Genomic DNA, 12640 nt, shown 5'->3' with positions numbered 1-12640 from the left:
TTCTTTTAATTGCGTAAATTCAGGACGTTTTAAAATCGCCCTTAGACACGACATTACAGTGTCCGGTTTTGGTAAATTTGAGATACCAAAATCGCAACATTATCTTAATAAAATTCTCACACAAATCATGTGAGATTTATCAGGTGCCGTATTCTAGCATTTTTTGGCATCTTGATGCCATGACCAATAACTTGAATAGCACGTTTATTTGGTGAGAATTGAAGCATATGGACTCATAAATATGTATAAATTTGACGAGCCGCACAGATAAATTGGCTTTTAAAAGATGTTTTAAACAAGAGATTAACACTCTGTCACAAACTAATATTTTATGAGTTATGTTGAAACACTGTTAATAAAAACATTACTCATTGTAGGTGATTTTAGACGTTTGATTTACCATCAATTTGAGTGATATAACGGCAAAAAACAGACAATTTAGGCGATAAAAAAGGCGGCATAGCCACCTCTTTTTATATGTATCAAATCTATTACTTACCCCCACCCATACACATTGGGCTGTCTGGCACGTTATCTAGCTGCTTCAACCATTCATCTTTTGTATAAGTGTGAATAGATAAAGCGTGAATATTGTTCGCTAGCTCTTCTGAAAGTGCTTTATTTACCGCTCGATGACGAGCAATAAGACGCAAGCCTTCAAACGCATCGCTCACAACAATCACCTTAAAATGACTCTCAGAACCAGCCGGAACATTGTGCATATAACTCTCATTAATCACATTTAAGTGACTTGGTGAAAACTCATTGTGCAATTTTGTTTCGATAACTTCTTGGATCATTATGATTCCTTAATAACGGATTGGCATTATCTGTGGGGTCAGTATAAACCCTAACAAGGCGGCTGTCTGAGTATTTAATAACGAACAGCATAGGTTTAATCGAGTTTTCCCTATCTTGTTCAGCCCGCATTTGAGACAATATCTTTGTTATTTCTCATATAAGTATCCCAAGTAATGAAAACTGAACTTACCCTTCACGATAGAACTTTGACCTTACATCGTTTCCCTAAACGTTCAAATGAAACGCTTCAAGCTTGGGATGCGGGCGACGAATACATTATTAACCATGTTGAAGAGATGAACCTTGAATCTGGCAAACACATTCTGATCTTAAACGACAGCTTTGGTGCCCTATCCGCTTGGTTCTCCAAAGATCACGATGTGACCATGATGAGCGACTCGTTTATCTCTCATCGTGGCGCCCTGAAAAACTTACAGCGTAATCAGTGCAATCGCGTCAACTTTTTAAACACCATGGATGATATCCCTCACGGTATTGATCTGGTACTGATGCAGCTGCCAAAAACTAACCGCCATTTGGTGTGGCAACTAAGCCAATTGCGCCAAGCTTTGCCAGAAGGTTGCCAAGTGATTGGCGTCAACAAGGTAAAAGATATTCACACATCAACGCTGAATTTGTTTGAAAAGTACTTAGGTGAAACCAAAACATCACTGGCGAAGAAAAAGCACCGTTTGGTGTTCTCATCTCCAAACTGTCAGCCTATTCACAAAGTTGAACCATTCGTTGAGTGGGACGTTGATGGTGAAGATATCCGCCTGAAAAATTTACCAAATGTTTACTCAGGGGAAGCACTTGATCAGGGCGCTCGCTATATGCTGGAGCATATCCCTCAAGATCCGGAATTACGTCATATCATCGATCTTGGTTGTGGTAACGGTGTACTGAGCGTTAAAGCTGGTCAACTGAATCCACAAGCTCGTATTACATGTGTCGATGAAAGCTTTATGGCCGTAGAATCAGCGCGTCAAAATGTAAAAGATAACCTTGGGGAAGAAGGCAACTTCCAGTTCATTGCTAACAACTGTTTGGACGGTTTTAAGAAAAACAGCACATACCTAGTTTTGTGTAACCCTCCATTCCATCAACAACAAGCGATTACCGATCACATTGCATGGCAAATGTTCTGTGATGCAAAGCATGTTCTTAGCAATGGAGGCAAATTAATTGTTATTGGCAACCGACACCTCGGATACGATGTCAAACTAGCAAGATTATTTGGTGAAGCGAACGTTGAAACGCTTGAACTAAACCAAAAATTTGAGATATTACAAGCAACAAGAGAACCTGCTAATTTTAACAAATAGGCAGTAAACTGCTTTATAAGAATTTAAAATACCGAGCTTCTGGTGTGAATTTAGAAAGGATAACGGAATGAAAAAACTGATTTTGGCTGCTTCTATCATGGCTTTGACAGCATGTTCAGCCCCTCAGCAAGAACAGATCAATGTAATGCCAGAAGCTTCACTAAGCTCTAGCAACCTAGTGCAAGGCAAAACCTACACACTAACCAGTAAAGATGTTCGTGCTGCTCAGTATGTTGCACTTGTTGATAGCGGCCGAGCTAACATTCAGCCAATTCATGCTAAGCAGAACATGCGTATTTCTCTAGAAAACGCTATCGCACAGCAATTTGAGTCTCAAGGCTTTCGTGCCAGCGTAAACAGCGAAAACTCTGTTGTTTTAGAGATTCAAGAAGCTTTAGTTACCGTAGAACACACCATTATGGAAAACCAAATGGACGGTAAAATAACGCTTGAAGTTACGGCTGAAACACCAGAAGGTAAACTGGTTAAGACATTCAATGGTACAGCAACTCGCACTGGTGCATTAAGCGCATCAAACGACGATATCGCAATGGTACTTAACGATGTTATCGACTTAGTGCTTAAAGAGATCGCCAATGATCAAGAACTGCAAACTTACATGAAGGAACGTTTCTAATGGGCCGTATTCTATCTTCTATCGCACTCATTTTAGTGAGCGTGAGCGTGTGGGCTGGCCCTAAAGTGAATGTGGAAACTACGCTAGGTAACTTCACAATCGAGCTAAACCAAGAGCAAGCACCAATTAGTTCTGAGAACTTTCTTAAATACGTAGCAGACGGTAGTTACGAAGGCACTATCTTCCACCGTGTTATTCCTGGTTTTATGGCGCAAGGTGGCGGCTTCAATAAAGACATGCAGCAACAAGCAACGTATGCTCCGATCAAAAATGAAGGTAGCAATGGTCTGAAAAATGACACAGCGACCATCGCAATGGCTCGTACTAACGCACCAAACTCTGCAACTCGTCAGTTCTACATTAACTATGCAGACAACGATTTCCTAAACGCGAAAGGCGGCAACCCGGGTTATGCTGTATTTGGTAAAGTAACCGAAGGCTTTGACGTTATTCAAAAGATGGCAACCATTCCAACTAAGCGAATGGGACGCATGGCAGACATTCCTGTTGATCCAATTATCATCACGAAAGTGACTCTTCTAAAGTAATCTAAAGCAACGCCCTTACTTCTTAAGGGCGTTTTTCTATACAAGGACACTCTATGTCATCAGGCACTTCCTCTCTTTCCTGGATGCAAACTTTCCGCAGCTACCTCGATAAGCGCTTACTGTGGGTGTTCATGCTCGGCTGCTCAAGCGGCTTCCCGTGGGTTCTTATTGGCTCCAACATGTCTGGCTGGCTTAAAGACGCAGGTTTAACCCGTGCAGCAATTGGTTACTTTGGTAGTGTATTTGCCGTATACGCCATTAATTTTTTGTGGGCACCTCTGGTAGACCGAGTCAAATTACCGGTGCTACACGCGATTTTAGGGCAACGACGTAGCTGGATATTTTTCTGCCAATCTATTGTCTTAGTTAGCACCTTATTCATTGCTGGCGTCAATCCTGCTGAAAATTTGGCGTTTACCTCAATGTTAGCGCTCACTATTGCCATTGCCTCAGCCACTCAAGACATCGCGATTGATGCATTTCGTATCGATACCTTCCCAAAATCAGAAGCTTCAAAACTACCACAAGCCTCTGCAATGGCTGTAGTTGGTTGGTGGACTGGCTACTCTCTACCTGGTTACCTTGCCTTTATTAATGCAGATTCAATCGGTTGGAATGGTGTTTACTACGGCATGGCTGGGATCGTAGTCGTTCTCATGATGTTCACATTATTAGTCGTGGAGCCTAAGACCAAACGTAGTAACCTACAAGCAGAAGCGGAGATCCGTCACAACCGACTTTTAGGAAACCCCATTTTGGCCTGGCTAACGGTTACGACCGTAGAACCTTTCCTGGATTTCTTTAAACGCAATGGAGTGAGAGTCGCTCTCACTTTAATACTCTTTGTTTTCCTCTTTAAAATAGGTGAAGCTTTCTTAGGGAGAATGTCGATTACGTTTTACAAAGAGGTGGGTTTTTCCAATGAACAGATTGGCTACTACTCAAAGTTAGTAGGCTGGGGACTGACCATGTTGTTTACGCTAATTGGCAGCATGGTCAATGTAAAATTTGGTATTGTTCGTGGGCTGATGATTGGCGGAGTCGCGATGGCATCAAGTAATTTAATGTTTGCTTGGATCGCTCATGTGGGCCCGAATGAACAGTTATTTGTTGCCACTCTTATGGTTGACAACTTTACTGCTGCTTTTTCAACTGTAGCCTTCGTTTCTTTTTTGACGGCAGTAACTGGACAGGCATTTTCAGCGACTCAATATGCTCTACTTGCCTCTTTAGGGAATTTAGGCCGTACCACTTTAGCTTCCTTCAGTGGTGAGCTGGTTGATTACCTCAATGATTGGCCAACCTTCTTTATATTGACAGCACTCATGGTGATTCCAAGTTTGATCATGCTCTATTCGCTGCGCCACTTTTTCACAAATTTACTAGAAAAAGCGAAAAGCAACCACGAGTAACAGACAAAGAAAACAGAATAAAAAGAGGGTAGCATCACGCTACCGTCTTTTACTTTGTTACTTTGGTTTCGTAAGCGCTAGTCTGTTGTGTCACTCACGATAAGGTTGAAGCCAGTACCAGCCGAATCATCTATCGCCACAACTTGATAAACTACACCATCAGCCAGGGTTGCTGGGACAGAGTCAATTGCAACAACCGACGGTTGGCCCGCGACAGTAATGGTCACAAAGTAAGACCCAGCCGCAACATAGATACCATTCGCATAATCTTTAAACTTCACATCACTCAGCGCTGGCGTACTTCCAGCGATACCTACATTTTCTGTTAAGTAGATGTCTACAGATGCCGCAATTGGATTAGCAGCTGCATGCGTAATGTTGAGAACCGCGCTGGTTGCCACCGGACGACGGTTTTCAGGAACGACTAATGGCTCTAAGTTTAGCGGACTCACTGTACCTACCGCATAAATGCTGTAATCCATCCCCGCGAATACAGCTAGTCCATCAACATCGATAAATGTTGGAGACGTTGTCCCCGTTTCGTAAATATCAATCTCATAACTGTCTGCTACTAAATCTAAGAAGCCACGAACCTCTTTAAACATTAAGCCCTCAAGAGGAGCAAACTTAGCCGCGTTTACATAAACATCGACGTCAGGTGCTCCATCGACTAAATGCCCGACTCTTACTTCCGCCGTTTCTGCCATATCGTAAATTAACGAGGAGCCACTACCGTCCATAACCATTAACTTCACAGGTGAGGCGCTATTAGAATCAGCTCTCGGCACAGCAGCAATCGTCAGTTCGCTACCAGCGGATAGAGTGATCTCTCCTGAATCAAACGCGATAGCATTACCACTGACCGTTTCCAGTCTCACACGGTATTGACCTGCAGGAATATTTTGAACACCGGTAAAGTCTTTATAACTTAAGGTGCCGAATGGAGCACCCAATGGATCGCTCGGTCCTGTCACATACAGGTTTACATCGCCAACACCCGTGGCTGCATGAACGACTTGTACATCTAACGTTGAACTCGTTGCTGTGCCCTCAGCAGGTCGAGTCACAACTAAGGCTTCCACAGGATTGTTAGAGCCATCGGCATCCCCGACCACCATAATGGTGTAGTCAAGATCCCCACTCAAATCGAATTGGCTTTGCGGGATAACCGTTGCTACTGCGTCTCCGGAAAGTTGGACATCGACTTGCACAGATGTCTGTCCCTGATTAACCGACAAGTATCCAGAAGCCTGCGCGTAGTCTACGCTACTCCAGAGGGGTTGATTGTCTATTAGTACGTTAGCTAACGGGGCATCGGGAGATGCATGAACGGCTTGAAGCTGCGTTGTAGGCTCATCGTCATCATCACACCCAACAATGAATAGCGCTGACACAGCGACAGCTAACAGTGGTGAATATTTCATCAGTATTCTCTCCAAAACGTTAGACCGGTTCGTCACACAATAGATACGCTCAGTAAAAATCTTAAAACACTCTCTCTGTGTTTCGTGTAGGGAACCGTCTTAAAATCCTCGGTGATCGAAACAAGTCAAAAAAGTTCAAAGGTTATCGCTCGTCACACCGGTTGCTCATCAATTGATGCCACCACCATTACGAAGTTGGTTAAAAATAGATCAGGGAGTGGGTTGGTATGAGGACAGATTTATCTACTTTTAGAGAGAAAACCACATAGAAAGGAATACTGTTGATTTTGACATGCATATCACTCAATTTAGTATAATCGTTTGCTTAGGGCACCAATTCACCAATTAATACACAAAATAATCAAATTTCACAAAATCAATAGAATTAAGATATGCACAAATATGCACTATCACCTTAAAGTTCCATCATTTAGATCATTAGTGTGATCCATCTCACTTTAATAATTGCAATTTTCACTCTATCTCACTTTTATTTGAGAACAAAATCGCTATGATGCTCGGCATTCGGACACACAAACACGCACGGATTAGCGGGTTACTTATTTTAAACATAGAGAGTTCCATTATGCGTAAATCACTTTTAACTCTTGGCCTACTTGCAGCGACTTCTGCTCCAGTAATGGCAGCAGATTATTCTGACGGCGACATCCACAAAAACGATTACAAGTGGCTTCAATTTAACCTAATGGGTGCTTTCGATGAGCTTCCTGGCGAATCATCTCACGACTACTTAGAGATGGAATTTGGTGGTCGTTCAGGAATTTTTGATCTATACGGTTACGTTGATGTATTCAACCTAACTTCAGACAAAGGCAGTGACAAAGCTGACGAGCAAGCAAAAATGTTCATGAAATTTGCGCCTCGTATGTCTCTAGATGGCTTGACAGGTAAAGACCTTTCTTTCGGTCCAGTACAAGAGCTATACGTAGCTTCTGAAATGACTTGGGATGGCGTAAATACAACTGATAAAACATTTGGTGTAAACCAACAAAAAATCGGTCTAGGTTCTGACGTAATGGTTCCTTGGTTAGGCAAAATCGGCCTTAACCTTTATGGTAACTACGATTCTAACGAAAAAGACTGGAACGGCTTCCAAATCTCCACTAACTGGTTCAAGCCATTCTACTTCTTCGAGAACGGTTCATTCATCTCTTACCAAGGTTACATCGATTACCAATTCGGTATGGAAGAGAAATACTCTACAGCGAGCAACGGCGGTGTAATGTTTAATGGTCTTTACTGGCATTCAGATCAATTCGCAGTAGGTTACGGCCTAAAAGGCTACAAAGACGTTTACGGCATCAAAGATAGTGCTGGGAATAAGACTACTGGCTTTGCACACTACGTTGCAGTAACTTACAAGTTCTAATCGAACTGCTAAGAAAGTTTCCTAAATGGCACCCTCGGGTGCCATTTTTGTTGCTTTCATTTACTGCCTCGCTATCCTTGCAGGATTACTTTCTTATCTCGGTATTGCTGTGAACATCACTATTGTAGGCCCCGGAGCGATTGGCGCTTTATGGGCGATAAAACTGATTCAAGCTGGTCATAATGTGTCTTTGTGGAATCGCTCTTCTGATCCCTCTGTTGATCTATCTCTTGACGAACAAGCTTCGATTTCCTTCAGTAACAACAATATCGAAAAGCTATCAACGAGTGACTTAGTGCTCGTCACGGTCAAGGCTTGGCAAGTAAAAGATGCTATCACGCCACTGCTTCAATATATCGACGCCGATGCTATCTTAATATTCATGCACAACGGCATGGGCGCTGTCGATGCAATAGCTGATCAAGTTAATACTCATCCAGTTATATTAGCGACCACCACTCAAGCAGCATTCAAACCCGACCGCAATCATGTGATTCACACAGGTGCAGGTCAAACTCAGTTAGGGGCTTTTAATCAAAATGGAAAGAAATGCGCCTTCTTAGTCGATGTCCTTAATCACGCATTACCTGACGTCACCTGGAACCCAGAATTAAATACCGCCTTGTGGACCAAACTCGCGATCAATTGTGCAATCAACCCGTTAACTGGCCTTGAGCAAATCAAGAATGGAGAGCTGTCCGAACCACGCTTTGGTAATACTCTAACCGCAATCATTGAAGAGCTGACGCAAGTTATGCAGGCAGAGGGCATTAGTTGCTCGTTCGACGAATTGGAAACTAGCGTCAACAACGTTATTCAAGCGACGACAAAGAATAACTCCTCTATGAAACAAGATATGTTCTATCAAAGAAAGACCGAGGTAGATTTCATTACAGGCTTTCTAATAAAGACAGCACATAAGCATAAAATCGACGTTCCCGTTAACCAAACACTCTTCACGCAAGTCAAAGAAAAAGAAAGTAGCTGGAAAAAGCAAGATTAACCTGCGCTAGTCTTCAAGTCGCGATAAAATAATGATACCGCTCAGCATAACGCTGGCACCAATTTCCAAGATTTAGGTAAGAATAGATGCTTGATATCAATCACATCCGAGAGCAGTTCCCTGCGCTATCACAAACCATCAATCAGCAACCACTGATTTACTTAGATAGCGCGGCAACCACACAAAAACCTCAGGTAGTTATTGATGCCATTAGCCAGTATTACTCCAAGCAGAATGCCAATGTTCATCGTGGTAGTCACAGCTTAACCGCGCTCGCCACCAGCCAATTTGAAGCCGCTAGAGACAAGGTTGCTCAGTTTATTGGCGCTACCTCATCGAAAGAGATTATCTGGACTCGCGGTGCCACCGAAGCACTCAACCTTATCGCTCAAACTTACGCTAGAAACACCCTTCAATCAGGCGATGAAATTCTGGTGAGCGAAATGGAGCACCACGCCAACATCGTCCCTTGGCAAATCGTGGCAGAACAAACCGGTGCTAAGGTCATCAAAATCCCGATGACATCTGACTGCGAATTCGACCTTGCTGCTTTTGATACACTGTTAACGAAGCGAACCAAGATTGTTGCTCTGGCTCAGATAACCAATGTGACGGGTTCTCGCCAACCGATTGAGCACGTTATCGAAAAGGTACATGAGATGAACGCCGTGGTTGTCGTCGATGGCGCACAAGGTATCGTTCATGAACCTGTGGATGTTGCCACTTTGGGCGCAGACTTCTACGTATTCTCTGGGCATAAACTCTATGCTCCAGCAGGGATTGGCGTACTTTACGGCAAACTGGAATTGCTTGAAGCGATGCCGCCATGGCACGGCGGTGGCAAAATGGTCGAACGGGTCTCTTTTTCTGGCACCACGTTTTCTGAATTACCTGGTAAGTTCGAAGCCGGTACACCAAACGTGGCAGGTGCTATCGCTTTAAGTTCAGCAATCGAGTGGTTACATCAGTTTGAACAACAAGACGTGGAAGATCATATCCACCAGCTACAACACAAAACTTATCAAACACTCAGTCAATTGGACGACATCCAAATACTTGGTTATAAGCCCAATTCGAGCGTAATTACTTTTGTCATGGATGGCGTTCACCATCAAGATATTGCGACGTTACTCGACCAACAAGGTATTGCCGTTCGCGCTGGTCACCACTGTGCACACCCATTAATGGATGCACTTGGAGTGAAAGGAACGGTTCGAATTTCATTTGGTATTTACAACAACATGGATGATGTTGAAAAGCTCGTAGCGGCGATAGAAAAAGCCGTTGATATGCTTTAAGGGATGGCGAGATTCCCTATTACGCTCCTTCGTCACTTTAGGGCATGACGAAACACCGTTAGAATTCATCATTCCAGAACTGAGGAACGAAGTATCTGGAATCTCTAATAGCAATACTATCCAAACGAGATTCCTTATTATGCCCCTTCGTCGCTTTAGGGGATGACGAAATACAGTTAGAAATCGTCATTCCAGAACTTAGGAACAAAGTATCTGGAATCTCTTTAAAGCATTATTGTGAAAAAGTATTGGGACAGTTACGAGCTAGCGAGATTCTTGATCTGCTCAACAATCGCTTTAAGTCCGTTTCCTCTTGAAGGGCTCAAATGCGTAATCAAGCCAATCTCGTCGAAGTAGCCATCGATATCAAACGCTTGAACTTGCTCTGATGTTTTACCGTCATATGCCGCCATTACTAACGCAATAAGTCCGCGTACAATACGTGCGTCTGAGTCGGCACAAAAGTACCAAACACCGTCGATGTTCTGCGAAACTAACCACACTTGGCTCTCACAACCAGATACCACTACCTGCTCACTTTTCAGTTCATCAGGCATTACTGGCAGTTTCTTACCCCATTGAATCACTTGACGGTAACGGTCTTCCCAACCGTTGAAAGCCTGCATTTTTGCGACAATATCATCACTAGTAATTTCTTTACCAAATGGAGAGCTCGGGAATGACATCATTTTTATATCCAGTAAATTCTTATTAGGCGTACAGTAACGAGTTACTTACTGTGCTTTTGAATGATCTTTTCTACAATACGCGAAACAGCAACAAATCCAAAAGTCGCGGTTACCACGGTTGCAGCACCAAAACCGGTCGCGCAATCCATACGTTTTGGTCCTTCTGCTGTCGCTTTCGCCGCGCATACGCTACCATCAGCTTGTGGGTATTTAAGCTGCTCGGTCGAGAACACACAATCGATGCCAAACTTACGCGCAGGATTCTTAGGGAAGTTATGATGACGACGCAGCGTATCTTTCAGTTTCTTCGCCAATGGATCTTGAATCGTTTTAGTCAAATCGGCCACTTTAATTTGCGTTGGGTCGATTTGACCACCCGCGCCACCAGTGGTGATCACCTTAATTTTGTTACTGCGGCAATACGCCAATAGCGAAGCCTTAGCCTTCATGCTATCGATCGCATCCAGCACAAAATCGAACTCTTGCGACAGGTATTCAGCCTGGTTACCAGGACCAATAAAATCGTCGATCAGGTTAACTTTACACTCAGGGTTAATCAGCTTAACACGCTCGGCCATCACTTCGATTTTGCTCTTACCCACCGTGCCTGACATTGCATGAATCTGACGGTTAATATTCGTAACACACACATCATCCATATCGATCAATGTCAGCTCACCCACGCCAGTACGAGCAAGCGCTTCAACCGCCCATGAACCAACGCCACCAATACCGATCACACACACATGTGCCGCTCTAAGTATATCGACTTCACTATTACCATACAGGCGACGAGTGCCACCGAATCGTTGGTCATAGTTTTCTGAAGCTGGAGTGGTCAATTCACGCATTGTTGCCGCCAATTTATTTCTGAGAAAAAGAAAAGAGTGCGTTTTATACGCACTCTTGAATAAAAAGTCTAGGGGATTAGCTATTCGCTTTCAATGCCCTATTTTATTGTCGTTTACTCAACCTTTTCAGGTGGTAAAGCCCAAGGCGCTTCAGTCGCACTGCCATCTAAGCCCAATTTCCACACTCGACCAAAATGCTTGTAGTGGCCCGCTTCAGTACCTGCACGTGGTCCCATACCGTGATAAAGATCCAAGTGGTTTTGCTTAACCGCACCACCCGTATCTAAAACTAGTAACAGTCTTAGTTGGTGTGCCCCGCTCCAAGTACCATCGGCATTTAGCAGCGGTACTTCTGCAAGAATCGGCGTTCCCATTGGTAAGATAGAGCGATCACCTGCAACTGCAGCCATTGGTAATAGAGGGATGCCTGCGCTGCCCATTACCGATAGGTCATCTCTTGCTTCAAAGAAAACGAAAGATGGGTTTTGTTCTAACAGCTCTTTAACGACTTCAGGGTCATTCGCCAACACCCACTCTTTGATCGCTTTCAACGACATCTTTTCGCGGGGAACCAAGTCTCGCTCGATCAACACACGACCAATGCTCACGTAAGCTTTGTTGTTTTTTCCTGCGTAAGCAAAATACTGCAAGGTATCGTCATCACCAAAGTGCACGAAACCGCTGCCTTGTACTTCCATCATAAACGGGTCGATACGGTTAGCAGCGTAGCCAAGTTCAAGTCCTTGACCATCTAAAGCACCATTGTAGATCTCTTCACGGGTTGGACACTCTTTATCGCATTCCGGAAGGCCATAAACCGGGTAACGGTACTCTTCATTCGCTTCATGGCGCAGTTCCATTACTGGAGAGAAATAGCCGGTGAAAAGCACATTTCCTTGCTTATCTCCACCACCAAGCTGAGCCGTTTGAACCCCAAAGTTTGCGAGTTCACTTGGGTCACCACTTAGCATCGCCCACTCATTAAGTTGCTTGTATAGTGGCTCGTAGATTTTCGCCATCGACGGTGATCGAGACACAACCATCTCAGCTTGCTCAGCAAATGCCGTGTAGTCTCTTGGTTTATTAGACTCCACTACATCGACCTTATTTAAGGTGCGAGGAAATTCATCATCAAGGTGTTGTTGAGCGAGATCGGTGGGTTGAGCACAGCCAAATAAAACAGAGGCAGCGACAAGGGGAAGCCATTTTTTAATCACAAGAGTCATCCTAAAAATTCTATGCATCGAGGATGACAAAAACGA

The 12640-nt window shown here is 43.7% G+C and carries 12 protein-coding genes; 7 read left to right on the top strand and 5 right to left on the bottom strand.

Annotated features, from left to right (window positions below; all coding sequences use genetic code 11):
• Nucleotides 1-491: 491 nt before the first annotated feature.
• Nucleotides 492-800, bottom strand: coding sequence for a transcriptional regulator BolA (gene bolA, locus A3712_RS06130; protein ID WP_004737616.1), 309 nt, complete (start codon nucleotides 798-800; stop codon nucleotides 492-494).
• Nucleotides 801-974: 174 nt separating this feature from the next.
• On the opposite strand from bolA, the gene A3712_RS06125 reads away from it, so the two are divergent.
• The 4 genes from A3712_RS06125 to A3712_RS06110 all read left to right on the top strand — a co-directional run bounded on the left by A3712_RS06125 (nucleotide 975) and on the right by A3712_RS06110 (nucleotide 4723).
• Nucleotides 975-2126, top strand: coding sequence for a methyltransferase (locus A3712_RS06125; protein WP_063522722.1), 1152 nt, complete (start codon nucleotides 975-977; stop codon nucleotides 2124-2126).
• A gap of 67 nt (nucleotides 2127-2193) precedes the next feature.
• Nucleotides 2194-2763, top strand: a complete 570-nt coding sequence (locus A3712_RS06120) for a YajG family lipoprotein (RefSeq protein WP_063522721.1) — start codon at nucleotides 2194-2196, stop codon at nucleotides 2761-2763.
• Entirely contained in the window at nucleotides 2763-3311 is a 549-nt protein-coding gene (locus A3712_RS06115) for a peptidylprolyl isomerase (protein ID WP_063522720.1), read from the top strand. The genes A3712_RS06120 and A3712_RS06115 overlap by 1 nt, the downstream gene beginning before the upstream one ends.
• 53 nt (nucleotides 3312-3364) lie before the next feature.
• Nucleotides 3365-4723, top strand: a complete 1359-nt coding sequence (locus tag A3712_RS06110) for an AmpG family muropeptide MFS transporter (protein WP_063522719.1) — start codon at nucleotides 3365-3367, stop codon at nucleotides 4721-4723.
• A gap of 77 nt (nucleotides 4724-4800) precedes the next feature.
• Here the strand turns inward: A3712_RS06110 and A3712_RS06105 are convergent, their stop codons facing one another.
• Nucleotides 4801-6147, bottom strand: coding sequence for a DUF4397 domain-containing protein (locus A3712_RS06105; RefSeq protein ID WP_063522718.1), 1347 nt, complete (start codon nucleotides 6145-6147; stop codon nucleotides 4801-4803).
• A gap of 586 nt (nucleotides 6148-6733) precedes the next feature.
• On the opposite strand from A3712_RS06105, the gene A3712_RS06100 reads away from it, so the two are divergent.
• From A3712_RS06100 to csdA, 3 genes are all read left to right on the top strand, one after another.
• Nucleotides 6734-7537: a nucleoside-specific channel-forming Tsx family protein gene (locus A3712_RS06100; RefSeq protein ID WP_063522717.1), complete on the top strand. Its 804-nt coding sequence runs from the start codon at nucleotides 6734-6736 to the stop codon at nucleotides 7535-7537.
• 109 nt (nucleotides 7538-7646) lie between these two features.
• On the top strand, nucleotides 7647-8540 hold the full coding sequence (gene panE / locus A3712_RS06095; RefSeq protein WP_063522752.1) for a 2-dehydropantoate 2-reductase: 894 nt from the start codon (nucleotides 7647-7649) through the stop codon (nucleotides 8538-8540).
• An 86-nt stretch (nucleotides 8541-8626) separates the two neighbouring features.
• Entirely contained in the window at nucleotides 8627-9838 is a 1212-nt protein-coding gene (gene csdA / locus A3712_RS06090) for a cysteine desulfurase CsdA (protein WP_063522716.1), read from the top strand.
• A 257-nt stretch (nucleotides 9839-10095) separates the two neighbouring features.
• Here the strand turns inward: csdA and csdE are convergent, their stop codons facing one another.
• The 3 genes from csdE to mltA all read right to left on the bottom strand — a co-directional run bounded on the left by csdE (nucleotide 10096) and on the right by mltA (nucleotide 12604).
• Nucleotides 10096-10527, bottom strand: coding sequence for a cysteine desulfurase sulfur acceptor subunit CsdE (gene csdE / locus A3712_RS06085; protein ID WP_063522715.1), 432 nt, complete (start codon nucleotides 10525-10527; stop codon nucleotides 10096-10098).
• A 41-nt stretch (nucleotides 10528-10568) separates the two neighbouring features.
• Nucleotides 10569-11378, bottom strand: coding sequence for a tRNA cyclic N6-threonylcarbamoyladenosine(37) synthase TcdA (gene tcdA / locus A3712_RS06080; RefSeq protein ID WP_063522714.1), 810 nt, complete (start codon nucleotides 11376-11378; stop codon nucleotides 10569-10571).
• Between the two features lie 113 nt (nucleotides 11379-11491).
• Complete coding sequence (gene mltA / locus A3712_RS06075; RefSeq protein ID WP_063522713.1) at nucleotides 11492-12604, bottom strand: murein transglycosylase A; 1113 nt, start codon at nucleotides 12602-12604, stop codon at nucleotides 11492-11494.
• Between the last annotated feature and the right edge of the window lie 36 nt (nucleotides 12605-12640).

It is taken from the genome of Vibrio sp. HI00D65, assembly GCF_001635455.1.
Lineage (GTDB): Bacteria > Pseudomonadota > Gammaproteobacteria > Enterobacterales > Vibrionaceae > Vibrio.
This window is presented reverse-complemented; position numbering and strand designations above follow the sequence as displayed.

Bases quoted from the DNA above. Each gene is read 5' to 3' on its own strand.
- bolA (WP_004737616.1), bottom strand. From the start codon at position 800: ATGATCCAAGAAGTTATCGAAACAAAATTGCACAATGAGTTTTCACCA.
- A3712_RS06125 (WP_063522722.1), top strand. From the start codon at position 975: ATGAAAACTGAACTTACCCTTCACGATAGAACTTTGACCTTACATCGT.
- A3712_RS06120 (WP_063522721.1), top strand. From the start codon at position 2,194: ATGAAAAAACTGATTTTGGCTGCTTCTATCATGGCTTTGACAGCATGT.
- A3712_RS06115 (WP_063522720.1), top strand. From the start codon at position 2,763: ATGGGCCGTATTCTATCTTCTATCGCACTCATTTTAGTGAGCGTGAGC.
- A3712_RS06110 (WP_063522719.1), top strand. From the start codon at position 3,365: ATGTCATCAGGCACTTCCTCTCTTTCCTGGATGCAAACTTTCCGCAGC.
- A3712_RS06105 (WP_063522718.1), bottom strand. From the start codon at position 6,147: ATGAAATATTCACCACTGTTAGCTGTCGCTGTGTCAGCGCTATTCATT.
- A3712_RS06100 (WP_063522717.1), top strand. From the start codon at position 6,734: ATGCGTAAATCACTTTTAACTCTTGGCCTACTTGCAGCGACTTCTGCT.
- csdA (WP_063522716.1), top strand. From the start codon at position 8,627: ATGCTTGATATCAATCACATCCGAGAGCAGTTCCCTGCGCTATCACAA.
- csdE (WP_063522715.1), bottom strand. From the start codon at position 10,527: ATGATGTCATTCCCGAGCTCTCCATTTGGTAAAGAAATTACTAGTGAT.
- tcdA (WP_063522714.1), bottom strand. From the start codon at position 11,378: ATGCGTGAATTGACCACTCCAGCTTCAGAAAACTATGACCAACGATTC.
- mltA (WP_063522713.1), bottom strand. From the start codon at position 12,604: ATGACTCTTGTGATTAAAAAATGGCTTCCCCTTGTCGCTGCCTCTGTT.